A 16988-nucleotide genomic window follows, 5' to 3' on the forward strand; every position below is an offset into this window, starting at 1 on the left:
TGATTGGTTAAGCCAATCACTCTGAAGTACTTTCAGTACTCAATTATTGGAATTAACGTTGACATATTGTCATTCAGTTTTCAATGTTCATCTAATTTGCGTCTAAACAACATTGTACTAAAAACAATGTTTGTTTTCAACTAATTTTGTTAACTTATTTTTAACACGTTTATAAATATATAACATTTATTTCGTATTAACAAGAGTCAATTTTACACTTTCAAGAAAAAGTTTTGATAACTTTTTTCGTTGTTGTGCTGTCGTTTTCAGCGACTTTTATATAATATCAAGTGAGGTTTTAAAAGTCAACACTATTTAGCATCTTTTTTAACAAAAAATTAAAAAGCACAAGATTAAGGTGTAAATAGAATTTAATCTTGTGCTTTGTATCATTTCTTCATTGATTTACCGTCTTTATTCAACTTTGATTTCTTGGCTTTTCTCTCTTCAAGAGACAACGCATTATATTTAGGTAATGTAATTAATTGATAAGCATTACATAATAATAATCCAAAGATTGTAAGATAAATCCAACTTGTATCTTCCACTCTTAAAAATGGTATAAGCTCTACTGTCGTCATAACAACCATGAAAAACATAGATGGAATCCATAAATTCTTTTTAGATTGTTTGTTTTTTATATTACTTGTAATGAGCGCAAAAATAACGACAACGATCGGTAACCAAATAAATGATAAGATTTGATCTGTTCCACCAAATCTTAAAAATCTAAAATACACTAAATCAAATATAGCAAATACTGTTACAACGATTTGTACATGTGGCCATATCTTACCAAAGATACCTATGCCTAATTGATTAATGAATAAATAGATGAAATATGCAAGCTGACTAATAGTTGCTACAAGTAGTCCTACAACTAAGAACCATATTGAAGCTGCTACAAACTCACCTATTTCTCCAGCAAATAAATATTTCGTTACTTTATCATATCCAAAGATAAGTGATGCAATGTATGTCACAACTACACCTATCAACAGTGTATTTCTGTAAAATTGAATTAAATATTTTAAAGTCACTTGCTTACCTCCGCACTAATCTTCATCTGTTATATTAATGATATTCTTAGCAATTTGACTATAAACTTTACCTAAATCTTCATGTTCTTTATAGATAGAAGGTGAAAAGTTATTTTCATCCCACTCAGGTTGACTTAATGGAAGCTCACCTAATAACGTCGTTTGAAGTTCTTGTGCTAATTTAGCACCGCCGCCTTTACCGAATACATATTCTTTATTTCCTGTTTCTTTACTTTGGAAATAAGACATATTTTCGATTACACCTAAAATAGAATGTTCAGTATGTTTAGCCATTGCACCTGCTCTTGCTGCAACAAATGCTGCAGTAGGGTGAGGTGTCGTTACAATAATTTCTTTACTTGAAGGTAACATTGTATGTACATCTAAAGCTACATCACCAGTACCTGGTGGTAAATCAAGTATTAAGTAATCTAATTCTCCCCATTTAACTTCTGTAAAGAAACTTGTGATCATTTTTCCTAACATTGGACCTCTCCAAATGACAGGTGCATTTTCTTCAACGAAAAATGCCATAGAAATAACTTTAACGCCTTCACGCTCAACAGGAATAATTTGTTCGCCTTCTACTTCTGGTTTTTCTTGTATACCCATCATATCTGGAACACTAAATCCATATATATCAGCATCAACGAGTCCTACTTTTTTACCTTCTCTAGCAAGAGATACTGCTAAGTTAACGGCTACTGTTGATTTACCAACACCGCCTTTACCTGAAGCAACTGCAATAAATTCAACTGGATTATCTTTAGATAATAATCCTTCTATCGTTTGTTCTTCCATTATACCTTTGAATTTTTCTAATGCTTCATCAGATAATTCATCAAATCTTATCCCTACAGTTTTCGCACCATTTTCTTTTAATAGATCTACAATTTCCATTTGTAAATCTAGTTGTGGTTGTCCGCCAAGCTTAGCTATCGCAACTTTGACACTCACATGCTCTTTTTCTTCTTTGATGCTAACTTCAACTATGCCGCCTGTTTCTTTAAGTGGTACATCTACAATCGGATCATGTAACGCTCCCACAAGTTCTTTAACCTGTTCTACTGATAACAAAATCTACGACTCCCCTTCTAAAATAATTATCTACTTATCATTATATTCAGTGTAACAAAAAATTTAAACATACAGGTAGTTTATTGTTCAAAAAAAGGCTGAGATCATAATCTCAGCCTTTAAATCTTCTTATTTAGAATGGTTCGGTATTCTTGTATTACTATGTTTGTTTTCTGATTTAATAAATATAGATAATACAACTCCGAAAAATACAATAACAGTTAATACTAAGAAAGCAATATTAATACCGTGAATCATTGCTTCAGATTGTAATATCTTCGCAGTATTACCTGCATTGGCATGTTCTAATTGTGTCTTTGAAGGTTCAAAGTTCTTAGCACCAATCGACATAATCGTTACTAATATACCTGTACCAATTGAACCTGAGATTGTTCTTAGTGTATTCATCATTGCTGTACCATGGGATAATACTTCGTTTGGAATCGCATTTAATCCTGCAGTATTAACAGGCATCATTATCATAGAGACACCAAACATTCTAATTGAATAAACAACAATTAAATAAAATAGTGATGTACTATCATTTAAGAATGCAAGCATGAGAGTTGTGACTGTAATGATTGTAAATCCGATGATTGCCAACCATTTCGCACCGTATTTGTCGAACAAACGACCTGTTACAAGTGACATAACACCTGTAATGATTGCACCTGGTAATAATAGTAAACCAGAAATTAATGCTGAATATCCTCTTGCATCTTGCATATACATTGGCATTAATAGTGATGGCCCAATTAAAGAAACCATTGAGAAAATACCTATGATTGTTGTTAATGCAAATGTTTTATATTTGAATACTCTTATATTCAATAATGGGGTTTCTAATTTTAACTGTCTTAATACGAAGATTACTAACGTTACGATACCTATAATTAATGTAACGATAACAATTAGTGATGTGAATCCTAGAGATCCTGCGCTACTGAATCCATATAATAAAGATCCAAAGCCTACTGTAGATAGAATAATAGATGGTACATCTAAGTGAACATCTTTTGGTTTAGAAATATTCGTTAAGTATTTCGCACCAAAAGCTAATGCTACAACCGCGAATGGAATGATTGTGTAGAATGGACTTCTCCAACTAAAGTTATCAACGAGATAACCAGATAACGTTGGACCTAATGCTGGGGCGAATGAGATAACGAGACCTGCCATACCCATCGCAAAACCACGTTTTTCTTTAGGGAATAAATTAAAGAGTACAAATTGCATAAGGGGCATCATAACACCTGCACCCATTGCTTGAAGTACTCTTGCTAACATTAATATTCCGAAGTTTGGCGATAAAGCGGCAACTAAAGTACCGATTGTAAATGATAACATCGCCATTAAATAAAGTGGTCTTGTATTAAATTTATCCATCAAAAATGCTGTAGCCGGTATCATAACACCGTTGACTAACATAAATCCTGTCATTAACCATTGACCTTGGTTGGCATCGATTTTTAAATGTACCATGATTTCAGGTATTGCTGTATTTAATAAAGTTTGGTTTAAAATCGCCACAAAGGCACTTACTAACATTACAGCTACTACCAAATTTCTTTGACCTTTTGAAATGTCCTGAACATTCATGGTTTCAACTCCTTCCAAATATACCTTTGCTATTATGCACTATTTTATTTCGGAAATCAAAATAAATGTTTCATCGGTTTAAATTTTTGCTATCTGGATAGAAAATTTCAGTACATATATATAAAACAGTGATTATCACTAAAATAACCCAAAAGTCAATTTTGATTTGTGAATAATATATATGTACTGTGAAATAAAACATAATCGTGCTAACAGTTATCGTTAATAAATGAAAAGTCATACCCTTGAAATACGGATTATCATTTAGTCTATTTTTAAATCTATCTAATAAAAATTCTATAGCGACAAGTGTAAAGTAGCCAAACAATATATAACTACCATAATAGAACAAGTTATCTATCATACTTTTATTGTAGTTGAATTCTGCTAAGCCATAATAAATTAAAATTCTGCTTAATCCAAACATACCAAAAGAAAGTAGTACAATAAAAATTGCACCAGACAATGTGAAAATACTTATAATAATCAATATGGACAATAAATGAAAAATATCAAAACGCTTATTTTTTCTTTTCATACATTGTGACTCCCTCTAAATATGTTTTACCTTTAAAAACTTTTTCTTCTCTTTTCTTTAAATACAATAGACCATACAATCGTCAATGTAACAACTACTAACATAATATACAACATAATATTTTGAACGCCGTAACTTAAAAACGAAATGTTTAATACATATATTGAAGAAACAATTAACGATCCAGTTGTACTACCTATCGTCTTAAATAATGTATAAATCGACATCATGGAACCTAATTGGTGATGAGGCGCTTCTTCTTGAACAACGACAACATCTTTCGTATATACTGTACCAAATGATACACCCATTACAAAAACAGCAAATGGAATGATTACAATCCATTCGACGCCTGTTAATATAGCAAAGCTACCAACAAACATTGCCAAGAAAGCTAACATATAAATAAATTTCAATTTAAGTTGATCTAATCTACCAAGTACAAACGTGATAAACAACCAACCTACCGACATTGGAAAAATGATCAAACCACTTTGTAACGGTGTAAAGCCTTGTTCATTTTGTAAATAGATTGGCATAAAAATAGTGTAGCCCATCAACATTGTTGAATAAATCATATCTGTAAATAACACGAGGATGATTTTTCTATTAAATGCTTCAACAGGTACAAACGGATTTCTCATACGCGTCTCAACTCTGTAGAGTAATACGACAAATCCAATTAATAATATGAAGCAAATCATACGTACAATAAATGGTATATGTTCTGCAACAATTAGTAAAAAGCTTGCGACCACACCATAAAATATGAATAAGCCTTTATAATCTAATTTAGTTTTTTCTACTTTTTCTTGTTCGAAATTAAAATACTTTATAACCAACCACATAGATACTAAAGCTATAGGTACATTGATATAAAATAGAAAGCTCCAGTTTAAAGATTCTAATATTGCGCCACCTAACAGTGGTCCTACAATACTAGATATACCCCAAACACTTCCAACAATACCCATCACTTTATATCTTCTCGGAATTGGAAAAGCAAGTTTAGGTACAACTTGACCTAATGTCATCATGACACCTGCACCTAAACCTTGAACAATTCTAGAAATAACTAGCAATGGGAAACTATGTGTCATTTCACTTAACCCACAAAATACACTACCAATAATAAATACAGATATCCCTAGTAACACTACTAACTTAATATTAATTCTCTTTACAAGTTCACCAACGATTGGTGTCATAAACACAACCGCTATTAAATATACTGTAAAGATTAATGCAACTTCCGTATCAATATTAAAGTCTTTCTGCATCGTTGGTGTTGCTAAAGATACGATTGATGTTTCTATAGCACTCATAAACATAATAAGTACTAAAGCCAACACAATTCCTTTGTTCTTAGTCATAATTCACGCTCTTTCGTATACAATATTTCCGTTAACAATTGTTAATTTAGCTTGAATTTGTGCTAAATCTTGACGGTTAACCTTAAATGGATCTTGATCTAACACGGTGAAATCCGCTTCATATCCTACTTTAATTCTTCCAGTACGGTCAGTCGTTTGACCAATCTCACTCGCAAGTGTTGTATATAAACGTAAAGCATCAAATACCGAAAGTGCTTCTTCAAAGAAATACGCACCTTCTTCACCATACGTTTGTCTATTAACTGCCGCATGAATACCTAGCATAGGATTCGGTGTTTCAATCGGTGCATCTGAACCGCCACCTATTATAATACCTAAGTCTAACATTGACTTAAACGGATATAAATATCTCGCTCTTTCTTTCCCTACTTTATCTTGAACCCACGGAAAATCACTTGTAATAAATTGTGGCTGAACGTCACAAATCACAGGTAACTTCGCAACACGTTGTAATAACGCTTCATTTAATGTACTAATGTGAATTAATCTATCTCTTAGTCCGTTTGGCACAGGATATTTTTCTATCGCATCTAATACCATTTCACAAGCTTTGTCACCAATCATATGAACAGCTATCGCACCATTATATTTTCTTGCGATTTTCACTTTTTCTTCGAGTTCTTCTTGTGTATATATCGCAAGTCCATAATTCGTTCCAGTAGGATCATTAGAATAAGGTTCTTTCAACAATGCTGTACTACCACCAAAAGCACCATCTGCATAAAATTTCATAGCATCAGGCTCTATCCATTTATCAACAAAAGTCGCCTGTTCTTCCATCATTTGTTCATAAACACTAAAGTGTCGTAACAATCGTACTCTAAATGGCTTTTGATCTTCACCTGGCCCTACAACTGTTTTATAAGCATTTAAGACATCTTTATAATCTTCGTAATAACCTAAATCTTCTGTATGCGATCCCGTTATACCATACTGATATAAATATGTAATCGCGTTATTTAAGTGTTTAGTAAGAGACTGTTCATCTTCATTAGAAGCTAATTCTTCAAATGGTTCCATAGCTGTATCATATAACCAACCAGTCAGTTCACCTTCTTGTTTTTCATATGAACCACCGTCAGGATTTTCGACATCATTTGTCATACCTAAAATCCCTAACGCTTTCGAATTGACGATTGCTGCATGTCTACATACCCTTTTTACAATTACCGGATTATCTTTGCATAATTCATCTAAATCAAATTTATTAAGTCTAATGCCATTTAATAGATTTTCGTCATAACCTTCAGCAACTAACCATTCACCTGGTTGTAGCGTTTGTGCTTTCTGGCTAATTTTTTCTTTTACATTTTCAATATTTGTCTCACCATTTAAAATGACTGATGATAACCAAACACCAGTCCCCATAACATGAATATGTGTTTCAACAAAACCTGGAAACATCGTCCCACCTTTTAAATCGATTGTTTCATAATCCGTTGTTTGAAGTTGGTTTAAATCTTCTTTTGATAAAACAGCTTCTATCAAACCATTTTCTACAATTACCCCTGCATATGTATCATCTGGTCTTTCCATCGTATATATTGTTCCGTTATGATATAACTTTTTCATCCGATTCAGCTCCCTTATACATTCAAGTTTATTCTAATTCTACATATTTAATAGTAAAAAAGACACCGATAAAATCGATGTCTCCTATTTTAATTTTATAAAGTTCATTTTTATAGTATGACATGCTTAACGGCAGTAATTAATGCTTCCGTTCTTTCTTCACCAAAATATGCTTTATATCTTTCATCCGCTTCATACATATTAATAATTTCTAAGTGTTTATCTTCTGTATAATTTGGCCAACTGAATGTTAACCATTCTCTGTGTAAATGAGTGACTTCTTCTTGTCTTTCTAATGTTGCCCCTTGTTCAACAATATTATCCAGTTTTTCTACGAGTTTCTTTTCAATTTGATTTTTACTTTTAATTTCGTCTTTCGTCATATCCAGAAACTGATCATCAGTCTGGTCTATCTTATGGCCGCTTCTATCTTCTACTGTTTCTCCCTGAATCTCTTCATTAACATTTAGTTTGTCACGATCGAATGTTTCAAAATCTCTTTTTTCTGACATTATGATTTCCCCCTATTCATATCGTATAACATTTAATATTATCTATTTACCCGTTTTGCAAAAAAATAACAAAAAGAGCAGGATAGAAACCTCAATATTCTAAAGAGATTATATATCCTGCTCACTAACTTTATTTCAATCGTCTTTGTTCACCTTTTTTAAGATGTTCATTAAACGTTTGTTTATTATTTCTGCGTTGGTGTTTAATCAATAATACTAATGCATAAACTAATATTAGACCGAATATAAGTGAAACAATACCCATAAACTGCAAACCACTTTGTTTGCCGTCACTAAATACAAAGTAATAAAAGAAATAGCCTTGAATTAAAATAATAATTGTAAGAACCGTATAATACAAACGATAGTTCATCTTATCCTCCTACATAAAGTACATAATTGCTAGAAAATGAAAAATTGAAGCAATCAAAATGAAGAAGTGCCAAATCATATGGAAGTACTTTTTATCTTTTTGAGCATAGAACCATGCTCCTACTGTATAACTAAGACCTCCAAATAAAATAAACAACATAAATATTAACGATGTCTTATTGATAACTGTTGGTAACATGAGAACACCCATCCAACCCATGATTAAATACATCGCTAAACTTAATTTATGATTAACGTTCTTAGCTGTTGATTTATATATAATGCCCCAAATTGTAATTCCCCATTGGACTGCCATAATTAGCCAACCTAACCAGCCGCCAACTAACGATAATGCAATCGGCGTGTACGTTCCACAAATTGCGATATAAATCATACTATGATCAATAATTCTCATAATGTATTTCTGAGGTGATGAAGATGACATTGAGTGATAAATGGCAGATGATAAAAACATCAGCATAATACTTATAATATAAATAGAGACACTCGTCGATTTAAGTGCGCCATCACTAATATAACTTTCTACTGCTGCGTATGGTAAGAAGAATAATAGAAAGAAAGCAGGGACACCATGTGATACTGCATTACCAACTTCCTCACCGAAGGAAAGTGGCATAATATCTTTAAATGCTTCTTTAACTTTCCCGTTTTTTCTAGGATGAGACTTTGTATGATTGATTTGTTCCATTCATATACCTCTTTTTATAATAGTTGATTGTTCTCTAAATCTCTTTGCGCTGTTTCGATACTGTCTTGTCCTTCTTTGTTCTTTAAAGGGCTAAATTCTTTCGTTCTATCTACTTGAAGTGTAGCAAATGATTCTGCATATTTGAAAATATCAAAATAAAACAATTCGAATTTCAATGACTCTTCTTCTACAACACTGAAGTCTTCATCTAATTGTTTTAATTTCTTAACTGCTAAATGATACGGTAATGGTTTAGAAGCCGCTTCTATAAGAAAATCTAATTTAAATACATGAATACCTATATTAGCATTCTCTAGTTTATCAACATCATCTTCAGATAGCTCAGAATACTCTAATACACGTTTTTTACCATCAATTGATACAAGACGACCAACTTTTTCTCCGCTATGCGCTTTAATAGATTTAGTTGTTACATCACTATTATGTTCTAATGTAAATCCAACAAATTCAGGATCCAGAACTTTTACGAGCGCATTATCAATGTTGTTTAAGAATAAGTATTCCACACCATTTTCTTTCATTTCAGCAAGTAACTTTGTCTTCTCTAGAGATTTGAATACACCACCATTACCATTAGGTGTGCGCATGACTCTTCTATTTGTATCTAAAATTAATTGACCGTCCGTCGTTAAAGATACAATGTGGTCTTGCTTAAAGAAATGAATATAATTTTCATCGTAATCAAAGTATTTGTTTTCTAAGAAAAATGACAATGTATCTTTATGATTCACGTCACTTGTCATGATATACCAATGAATTGGCGTACCCACTTCTTCTGTTAATTGCTTTAATTGCTCTGCTTGTCTTTCAAATAAACTTTTGTTATTGAATGAGAATGTACCCTTTGGTCCTTTATGGCCTAATCTTGTACCTTGCCCACCAGCCATTAATAATACAGCAAATTTACCATCTTTAATCGCTTGTATACCAAGTGAACGGTAAGATTTCAGTTGTTCTTCTGAAAGTTGATCTTTAACTTCAAACTCAACTTGTTCTATATTATCTGCAACATCTATTGTTTTTCTATTTATGTATACATCTTGATATAGCTTATCTATTTCATCTAAATCTAATTGATTGATATCAGATTCTAATTGTTCTTTCTCACTTTGGCTCATCACTTTAGTATATTCTAAAATGTGATGTTGACCATGTTCTTTCAGGTTTGTTTCATCTAGCATTATAATACCTCCGAAAATTTGACTCATTCTTATTATACGACTTTAGAATGATTTGTCTAAAAATATCACAAAAAATTTATAATTAAAATGATTATTTAAAAATTAAATGGGTATTTATAATAATGTGTTGCTTTAAGCACAAAATATTCCTATATATAATAGGCCAAGGAGGATTTTATTATGAGTTTAGGAGATAAGTTTAACGATGCAAAAGACAAAGCAGTTGAAAAAGGTAAGGATCATTTAGAAGAGAATAAAGACGAATATACTGAAAAAGGTAAAGACTTTGCTAAAGAAAAAGGCGAAGATTTAAAAGGTAAATTCGGAAAATAACATAATGTTTAATGAAAGCTAAGACACTACCTTTGGTCTTAGCTTCTTTTTTTATATAAACAATCGATAAATATCTTTCCACCATAAAATGACTGTGATAATGGTAAATGCAGATGATAAGCTTAAATCCATAACACCGCCCGTTCTAAATACAATGGGTAATTTAACTGAGACATTTAAAGGATAAAATAGTTTGACCCCTCTTGGCGTTAACATATCTAAAATGATATGCGATAACATACCCAATATAATCGAAACTAAATATGGTTCTGGTGCGGATATTATTCTCAATCCCCAAAATATTAAAAATAGAAATAATAATGAATGGGTAAACGTTCGGTGTCCAAAAATTAACCTAATAACAAAACTAATCGGAAATATTTTCTTACCTAGATTACTTTTGAAATGACAAATATCTGGGACCAAACTCGCTACACCACATAAACTTACAATCGTAAATGATGTAAAAATATCTTCTCCATAATAAATACTTAATGATGACCCGATGAATATACCGCATGAGAGATGTGTTTTTCCTGTCATATTAATGTTTCCTCTTTTCAATTACTTTATTTTATTTTACCACAAAATACCGAACAAGTATACGAACACTTTGTGACTTTATAGTGATATACCTCACATAAATGTAATTCAAATGACAAAATTGTGAAAGTAATCACATAAGTATTGATTTGTTATTAATCCCTGTTAAACTATAGTTGTAAGTCATATTAAACATAACCCTATACCATTGTTGAAATAACCCCCTTATTTCACAATAAAAAAACGTTCATCGCATTAGATGAACGTTTTTTATTTAGCTTGCTTTGTTTAATTGTGTTTCTTGCTGATGATCACTTTGAGTGGATTCATTGTTGCTTGATTGTTGAGAGCGATTTTGACTTTGCCCTTCTCTATTTGTATTCTCGTCTTGTTGATTCGTGTTTCGAGATGGATCAGCTTGATTATTATCCTCTTCGTAGGGTTCATTACTTTGTTCATTTGATCCTTGGTTTGAATCTTGGTTAGAATCTTCATTTGTATTTGAGTGATGTTGATCTTGATGACCTTGATTATTCTGATCATTTTCTTTAGGTAATGTACAGCCATCATCATTACATAAATAACCATCACGAGATAAATTTTGCCAAGCTCTCGTAAATTCGATTGTATTTTCTGCTTTATCACATTCTGCTTGAGAGTTACCTTGATTTAACAAACAATTTCTTGCTACTGTATAAGCTTCTGTATCAAAGTTTTCAGTTTCATTATGATTGTTCGGTTTAACACCATTTACATTTTCTTCTACTGGAATTTCATCTGAAGATTGTTGATTGTTATTGCCATTTTGATTGTTATCATTATTATTTGTTTTTGATTTTTCTTCTTTAGTTTTAACATCTTCACCTGTCGATTCTGAAGTTGTTTTTTTCTCAGTAGTCGTTTCAGATGATTTTTCGTTATCATTATGTTCATTATTCTTAGAAGTTTGGTTGTCACATGCTACTAGAAATAATAAGCAAACTGTTAAGAGACCATAAATCCATTTCATAGAATCACTCCTCGGCCTTTTTGCTTTTTCTTTCTTACTATTCATTAAAGACACTTCTTTCTTATAAAATAATTAAGCATTTAATAAAACATAAGAATATCATACATGATAAACTAACATTAGTAAAAACTATTGTAACATTTAGGGGGTATTAAATATGTATAGAAGTGTTAAAAAGGATGAGTGGACAGGTAGAACAGATAGCACAACATTGCGTTCTGCCTTTAGATTCCATCAAATCGTTGACTCAATTCATATTGAGAAAGAAGACATTACACCAAAGAAAGAATTCGAACATCAAGTTAATATGGCACTTATAGGTTTTGAATGCGATGAAGGTGTTTCTAGAAATAATGGTCGACCAGGTGCTGTAGATGGTCCTAAACATTTTAGAAAAGCTTTAAGTCCTTTGCCAATACATAATGAGTATTTACATTTAACTGACTACGGAGATGTCATTTGCCACAAAAATAAAATGGAAGAAGCGCAATCAGAACTTGGAGATAAAATCTCAAACATATTATTGCATAATGACTTTACAGTTATTATTGGTGGCGGTCATGAAGTCTTATATGGCCATTATTTAGGTGTAAGAAAAGCCAACAAAGACAAAAAAATTGGCATCATCAACATAGACGCACATTTTGATATGAGAGATTACGACGAAAAAACATCTTCTGGCACAATGTTTAAACAGATTTTAGATCAAGATGATCAAGTTGGTTATTTTGTGTTAGGTATTCAGAAAAATGGTAATACTAAAGCACTCTTCGAAAGAGCTGATGAATATGGTGTCCAATACATTCGTGAAGATGAGCTTCGTAGCCATTTATCGATAGAAACAATTACTTCTATTAATTCATTTATTGAAGGCTATGATGAAATCCTCATTACATTATGTACTGATTCTATAGATGTAAGTTATGCACCTGCAGTAAGTGCACCTTGTATTATGGGATTACAACCTCAAATTGTTCAAACAATTTTACAATTAGTTACAAACTCAAACAAAAGTTCAAGCATTAGTATTGCTGAGCTATCACCAAGATTCGATATAGATAATCGAACTGCAAGATTACTTGCGAATATCGCATCGAATATTTATCACGATCAAGCAGAAGTCATTCAATCACAGTGGGAGTCCTAAATCATGTCAGAATTTAAAAAAGGTATTATATATGCAATATTTGCATATGTTATTTGGGGTGTCCTACCAATTTATTGGAACCTCGTAAGTGAAATTGGACCATTCGAAATTTTAGCACATCGTATTATATGGTCAGCAGTATTCATGTTATTACTGTTATTATTTACAAAACAATTTCCAATGTTCAAAGCAGCAACAATTAAGTTATTTAAACAAAAGAAAATGCTATTCGCTATTATCATCGCTGGTTATATAATTACAGTGAACTGGGGTACATTTATTTGGGCGGTTAATAACCACCATGTACTACAAGCAAGTCTTGGTTATTACATCAATCCTTTAATGAGTATATTCCTAGCCTTTATTTTCCTAGGCGAACGATTCTCAAAAGCTCAATGGGTAGCTATTCTATTAGCATTTGTTGGTGTTATTTATATGACTTTTCAAGTCGGAGAATTTCCATTCGTATCAATATTACTTGCAACATCATTTGCGCTTTATGGATTGATCAAGAAAGTTGTAGATATCGATGCATTTAGTAGTATTACGATAGAATGTATCGTGACATTACCAGCAGCACTTATTTATATATTCTACTTATCACAACACAACGCCGTTACATTTGGTATGAACAGTTCAAGCGGATGGTTATTACTTTCTGGTGCTGTTACAGCTGTTCCACTTATTTTATTTAGTGCTGGCGCAAGAAGAATACCTCTATCTTTAACAGGCTTTATTCAATATATTGGTCCAACTATCATGTTCTTTATTGGTATATTCTTATTGAACGAACATTTCGATGTTGATCAATTTATTACATTCATATTTATTTGGGCAGGTATTATCATTTATAGCTACAGTAAATATGTAGAACTTAATCGCAATAGAAAAAAATTAACTAAAGAAGCTCGTTAACAATAAAAGGCTGAGACATTCATGGATGTCTCAGCCTTTATTTATTAATATATATCGCCACAAGTTGTAGCTAATAAAGCTTTAATTGTATGCATTCTATTTTCTGCTTGTTGGAATACTTTTGAATAAACTGATCTAAATACGTCATCTGTCACTTCCATACATGTTACACCAAACTTTTCGAAGCATAGCGTACCCATTTCAGTATTCAAATCATGAATAGCTGGTAAGCAATGTAAAAATAAAGTTTCATTTTTACCTGTTAAATTAATTAAGTTTTGATTTACTTGGTAATCTTTAAGTAATTCAAAGCGTTCTTCTAATTGTTGTTCCTCACCCATTGAACACCAAACATCTGTATATATGATATCACTGCCGTAAATACCTTCTTGGATATTATCTGTAATTAATATTTCACTTCCAGATTCTTTACTAAATGACAATGCCATATTTTGAACTTCTTCATTTGGTTGAAGTGATGATGGTGCAACAATATGAATATTCACTCCTAAAATTGCACTCGTAACGAGCAATGAGTTTGCAACATTATTGCGTCCATCTCCTATAAATGTCAAAGTCTTTCCTTCGTATGTACCAAAGTATTCTTTAATTGTCATAAAGTCCGCTAACATTTGTGTAGGATGCCACTCATTTGTTAAGCCATTCCATACGGGTACGTTGGAATATTGAGCTAAGTCTTCTACTGTCTTTTGTTCAAATCCTCTAAAAGCAATTCCATCAAACATAGATCCAAGTACGACTGCTGTATCTTCTACAGATTCTTTCTTACCTAGCTGTAAATCCTCTTTACCTAAATATGACACACTTGCACCCATTTTAGTTGCAGCTACTGTGAAAGCTGAACGTGTTCTTGTAGATTGCTTTTCAAATAATAAAGCGATATGTTTCCCGTTTAAATAACGATGTGGGATCTGATGCTTTTCTTTGAATTTTAATTCCATTGCCAAATCAATAAGTGATTCTAATTCTGCTTTAGAAAAATCAACTTCTTTTAAAAAACTTGTCTTGTTTAATTCTTTTAACATAGATAACTTCGTCCCAATGAAACCAGCTCCTTATTTATTTATAAAGATAATATTACAACATACGATTCCATTTGTAAATAGTTATTCAATATATTGCATAAAAAATACTTATTTTAATTAGTATGACATAATAAATAAAAAATATAACACATTTTCTCGTTTTTCTATTGAAAACGGATACATAATACGTTATGATGTAGTCATCAAACAAAAGGATGTGTTTAGATATGGCAATGAGAGTATCAAAGGACAATAATCAAGTTCATATTCAATGGAGAGTAGCGGACATTACAATTCCAAATAATGAAATTAAAAACATTAAAGAGGATCAAGATATTCACGCTTTGTCTAATGAAGCCCAAGATCATATCGTAAGAATTGGCTCAACTTTTGGCAAAACAAATCGTGTGATTATCGAAACAAATGATAAAGAATACATTATTTATACACATGCTGATAAGAAAGTTTACAACGAACTTACTAAAGAAGCTTAAGTTCAAACTTTCAGGCATTTTAAATAAACACCGCGAAGTCATATTACACTGACTTCGTGGTGTTATTTATATGGCATTTTCAAATTAAATTATTATGATACATTTTTAAAGCATGCTAACATATAAGAAAGGAGTGATGTTCAATATGTTAAGAGACTTAAAAGGGCTCAATGCAGTCATTACGGGTGGCTCTAAAGGTATCGGTAAATCAATCGCGATTGCATTAGCTCACGAAGGCGTTAATGTCGCTATTGCAAGTAGAAATATTGATACTTTAAAAGCAACAGCCGATGAACTTAAACAATATGACGTCAAAGTATTTTATAAAGAAACCAATATTGCGCACCAAAAAGATGTGCAACGTTTCATAGAAGATTCATACCATGCATTAGGCTCTATAGATATCGTGATTAATAATGCAGGTATTATGAAGAATAATTCATTTTTAGATGTAAGTGAATCTGAGTTCGATCAATTATTCGAAACAAATGTTAAAGGTATATACTACGTCTTACAAGAAGCATTACCACATCTCGTAAGACAAAAAAGCGGAGATGTTATTAATATCGCCTCAATGTCTGGATTAAAAGCCAGTGCAACAAGCAGTATCTATTCTGCTACTAAATATGCGGTAATTGGTATGACTGAAGGTATTATGCAAGAAATGAGAAGGCATAATATTCGAGTATCATATTTAACCCCTTCTGCTGTATTAACAGATTTAATAGGAGAAACACAATTACAAGAAGATACGATGACGCATCCAGAAGATATAGCAGACGTAGTTGTATCACAACTGAAACTACAACCAAGAACATTTATGAAGACAGCACAAATCTGGGCTACTAACCCAACACCAAAAGAATAGGAGAGATCACTATGTATGTTGTAACAAATAGAATTAAAATGAAAAAAGGTTATGCAGAAAAATTAGCACCAATGTTTACTAAAGGTGGCGCACTACAAGAAATGAAAGGTTTCATTAAAGTTGAAACTTGGAATATGCAAGACATTGAAGACAATGACGAATTACATGTCAATATGTGGTGGGAAGAACTAGAAGACTTCGAAGCATGGAAAACGAGCGATGCATTTAAACAAGCACATAGTCGCGGCGGAGACAGTAATAAAGACAAAGGCGAATCCCCAATGTTAGGATCTGAAATCGCAATCGCTAAAGTCGAAACAACAATCGACCCAAAATAATATAAATATGGACAAACTGAACTTATCTAGTTCAGTTTGTTTTTTGTTATGAGGGTGGAATGAGGAAGATGTGAGTTTATTTGGTGCTTAACTTACATGTTTTGCAATCTTGTGAGTTTATTTCCTCTTTAACTCACATGTTTTTCAATCTCGTGAGTTTACTACTCCTTTAACTCACATGTTCAACAATCTTGTGAGTTTATTACCCCTTTAACTCACATGTTTTGCAATCTTGTGAGTTTACTACCCATTTAACTCACATCTTTTTCAATCTTGTGAG

General features: G+C 32.0%; 19 protein-coding genes. 6 read left to right on the forward strand and 13 right to left on the reverse strand.

All coding sequences use genetic code 11. The annotated features are described in order from the left end of the window. Positions 1-389: 389 nt before the first annotated feature. From LQ617_RS15510 to LQ617_RS15555, 10 genes are all read right to left on the reverse strand, one after another. Positions 390-1040 carry a KinB-signaling pathway activation protein gene (locus LQ617_RS15510; RefSeq protein ID WP_204258756.1) on the reverse strand — a complete coding sequence of 217 codons (651 nt, stop codon included), beginning with the start codon at positions 1038-1040 and terminating at the stop codon, positions 390-392. A gap of 15 nt (positions 1041-1055) precedes the next feature. Next, on the reverse strand, positions 1056-2117 hold the full coding sequence (locus LQ617_RS15515; RefSeq protein WP_037590437.1) for an Mrp/NBP35 family ATP-binding protein: 1062 nt from the start codon (positions 2115-2117) through the stop codon (positions 1056-1058). A 129-nt stretch (positions 2118-2246) separates the two neighbouring features. Continuing rightward, a complete protein-coding gene (locus LQ617_RS15520) occupies positions 2247-3716 on the reverse strand; it encodes an MDR family MFS transporter (RefSeq protein ID WP_204167989.1) in 1470 nt (489 codons plus the stop codon). A gap of 70 nt (positions 3717-3786) precedes the next feature. After that, positions 3787-4254: a SepA family multidrug efflux transporter gene (locus LQ617_RS15525; RefSeq protein WP_037590433.1), complete on the reverse strand. Its 468-nt coding sequence runs from the start codon at positions 4252-4254 to the stop codon at positions 3787-3789. Between the two features lie 32 nt (positions 4255-4286). Next, entirely contained in the window at positions 4287-5627 is a 1341-nt protein-coding gene (gene sdrM, locus LQ617_RS15530) for a multidrug efflux MFS transporter SdrM (protein ID WP_159316334.1), read from the reverse strand. Between the two features lie 3 nt (positions 5628-5630). After that, the gene (locus LQ617_RS15535) at positions 5631-7220 is read right to left on the reverse strand and encodes an amidohydrolase (RefSeq protein WP_239740776.1); all 1590 of its coding nucleotides are present in this window, start codon (positions 7218-7220) and stop codon (positions 5631-5633) included. Between the two features lie 110 nt (positions 7221-7330). Beyond that, a complete protein-coding gene (locus LQ617_RS15540; RefSeq protein WP_159316336.1) occupies positions 7331-7732 on the reverse strand; it encodes a TipAS antibiotic-recognition domain-containing protein in 402 nt (133 codons plus the stop codon). 130 nt (positions 7733-7862) lie between these two features. Next, positions 7863-8105, reverse strand: coding sequence for a hypothetical protein (locus LQ617_RS15545; RefSeq protein WP_037590426.1), 243 nt, complete (start codon positions 8103-8105; stop codon positions 7863-7865). A 9-nt stretch (positions 8106-8114) separates the two neighbouring features. Then, entirely contained in the window at positions 8115-8813 is a 699-nt protein-coding gene (trhA, locus tag LQ617_RS15550; RefSeq protein ID WP_051575476.1) for a PAQR family membrane homeostasis protein TrhA, read from the reverse strand. A 14-nt stretch (positions 8814-8827) separates the two neighbouring features. Continuing rightward, positions 8828-10015, reverse strand: a complete 1188-nt coding sequence (locus LQ617_RS15555; protein WP_037590424.1) for a UTP--glucose-1-phosphate uridylyltransferase — start codon at positions 10013-10015, stop codon at positions 8828-8830. A 180-nt stretch (positions 10016-10195) separates the two neighbouring features. On the opposite strand from LQ617_RS15555, the gene LQ617_RS15560 reads away from it, so the two are divergent. After that, on the forward strand, positions 10196-10348 hold the full coding sequence (locus LQ617_RS15560; protein WP_162841906.1) for a hypothetical protein: 153 nt from the start codon (positions 10196-10198) through the stop codon (positions 10346-10348). Between the two features lie 51 nt (positions 10349-10399). Here LQ617_RS15560 and LQ617_RS15565 read toward each other — a convergent pair whose 3' ends face one another. Together LQ617_RS15565 and LQ617_RS15570 are read right to left on the reverse strand one after the other, a co-directional pair. Continuing rightward, entirely contained in the window at positions 10400-10891 is a 492-nt protein-coding gene (locus LQ617_RS15565) for a metal-dependent hydrolase (protein WP_204188297.1), read from the reverse strand. 274 nt (positions 10892-11165) lie between these two features. Continuing rightward, positions 11166-11900: a hypothetical protein gene (locus tag LQ617_RS15570; RefSeq protein WP_191835692.1), complete on the reverse strand. Its 735-nt coding sequence runs from the start codon at positions 11898-11900 to the stop codon at positions 11166-11168. 157 nt (positions 11901-12057) lie between these two features. Here LQ617_RS15570 and hutG point away from each other — a divergent pair, with 157 nt between their 5' ends. Together hutG and rarD are read left to right on the forward strand one after the other, a co-directional pair. Continuing rightward, positions 12058-13047 (forward strand): formimidoylglutamase, encoded by a 990-nt coding sequence (gene hutG, locus LQ617_RS15575; protein WP_037590419.1) that lies wholly within the window; start codon positions 12058-12060, stop codon positions 13045-13047. Between the two features lie 3 nt (positions 13048-13050). After that, the gene (gene rarD, locus LQ617_RS15580) at positions 13051-13962 is read left to right on the forward strand and encodes an EamA family transporter RarD (protein ID WP_103361308.1); all 912 of its coding nucleotides are present in this window, start codon (positions 13051-13053) and stop codon (positions 13960-13962) included. 44 nt (positions 13963-14006) lie between these two features. Here rarD and argF read toward each other — a convergent pair whose 3' ends face one another. Continuing rightward, on the reverse strand, positions 14007-15008 hold the full coding sequence (argF, locus tag LQ617_RS15585) for an ornithine carbamoyltransferase (protein ID WP_239740777.1): 1002 nt from the start codon (positions 15006-15008) through the stop codon (positions 14007-14009). 227 nt (positions 15009-15235) lie between these two features. On the opposite strand from argF, the gene LQ617_RS15590 reads away from it, so the two are divergent. The 3 genes from LQ617_RS15590 (at position 15236) to LQ617_RS15600 (ending at position 16708) form a co-directional block, all read left to right on the forward strand. Beyond that, positions 15236-15502 (forward strand): SunI/YnzG family protein, encoded by a 267-nt coding sequence (locus LQ617_RS15590; protein ID WP_025904965.1) that lies wholly within the window; start codon positions 15236-15238, stop codon positions 15500-15502. A 145-nt stretch (positions 15503-15647) separates the two neighbouring features. Further along, positions 15648-16370, forward strand: a complete 723-nt coding sequence (locus LQ617_RS15595; protein WP_196308160.1) for an SDR family NAD(P)-dependent oxidoreductase — start codon at positions 15648-15650, stop codon at positions 16368-16370. An 11-nt stretch (positions 16371-16381) separates the two neighbouring features. After that, positions 16382-16708: a heme oxygenase gene (locus LQ617_RS15600; protein ID WP_037590416.1), complete on the forward strand. Its 327-nt coding sequence runs from the start codon at positions 16382-16384 to the stop codon at positions 16706-16708. The last annotated feature ends 280 nt before the right edge of the window (positions 16709-16988 follow it).

This window comes from Mammaliicoccus sp. P-M59 (genome assembly GCF_022386135.1).
Taxonomy (GTDB): Bacteria; Bacillota; Bacilli; order Staphylococcales; family Staphylococcaceae; genus Mammaliicoccus; species Mammaliicoccus sciuri_A.

What these genes read in the sequence shown, in the direction of transcription:
- LQ617_RS15600 (WP_037590416.1), top strand. Translation starts at nt 16,382, where the DNA reads ATGTATGTTGTAACAAATAGAATTAAAATGAAAAAAGGTTATGCAGAA.
- LQ617_RS15535 (WP_239740776.1), bottom strand. Translation starts at nt 7,220, where the DNA reads ATGAAAAAGTTATATCATAACGGAACAATATATACGATGGAAAGACCA.
- argF (WP_239740777.1), bottom strand. Translation starts at nt 15,008, where the DNA reads ATGTTAAAAGAATTAAACAAGACAAGTTTTTTAAAAGAAGTTGATTTT.
- LQ617_RS15560 (WP_162841906.1), top strand. Translation starts at nt 10,196, where the DNA reads ATGAGTTTAGGAGATAAGTTTAACGATGCAAAAGACAAAGCAGTTGAA.
- LQ617_RS15565 (WP_204188297.1), bottom strand. Translation starts at nt 10,891, where the DNA reads ATGACAGGAAAAACACATCTCTCATGCGGTATATTCATCGGGTCATCA.
- LQ617_RS15520 (WP_204167989.1), bottom strand. Translation starts at nt 3,716, where the DNA reads ATGAATGTTCAGGACATTTCAAAAGGTCAAAGAAATTTGGTAGTAGCT.
- LQ617_RS15555 (WP_037590424.1), bottom strand. Translation starts at nt 10,015, where the DNA reads ATGCTAGATGAAACAAACCTGAAAGAACATGGTCAACATCACATTTTA.
- sdrM (WP_159316334.1), bottom strand. Translation starts at nt 5,627, where the DNA reads ATGACTAAGAACAAAGGAATTGTGTTGGCTTTAGTACTTATTATGTTT.
- rarD (WP_103361308.1), top strand. Translation starts at nt 13,051, where the DNA reads ATGTCAGAATTTAAAAAAGGTATTATATATGCAATATTTGCATATGTT.
- LQ617_RS15525 (WP_037590433.1), bottom strand. Translation starts at nt 4,254, where the DNA reads ATGAAAAGAAAAAATAAGCGTTTTGATATTTTTCATTTATTGTCCATA.
- LQ617_RS15590 (WP_025904965.1), top strand. Translation starts at nt 15,236, where the DNA reads ATGGCAATGAGAGTATCAAAGGACAATAATCAAGTTCATATTCAATGG.
- LQ617_RS15595 (WP_196308160.1), top strand. Translation starts at nt 15,648, where the DNA reads ATGTTAAGAGACTTAAAAGGGCTCAATGCAGTCATTACGGGTGGCTCT.
- LQ617_RS15570 (WP_191835692.1), bottom strand. Translation starts at nt 11,900, where the DNA reads ATGAAATGGATTTATGGTCTCTTAACAGTTTGCTTATTATTTCTAGTA.
- LQ617_RS15545 (WP_037590426.1), bottom strand. Translation starts at nt 8,105, where the DNA reads ATGAACTATCGTTTGTATTATACGGTTCTTACAATTATTATTTTAATT.
- hutG (WP_037590419.1), top strand. Translation starts at nt 12,058, where the DNA reads ATGTATAGAAGTGTTAAAAAGGATGAGTGGACAGGTAGAACAGATAGC.
- LQ617_RS15540 (WP_159316336.1), bottom strand. Translation starts at nt 7,732, where the DNA reads ATGTCAGAAAAAAGAGATTTTGAAACATTCGATCGTGACAAACTAAAT.
- trhA (WP_051575476.1), bottom strand. Translation starts at nt 8,813, where the DNA reads ATGGAACAAATCAATCATACAAAGTCTCATCCTAGAAAAAACGGGAAA.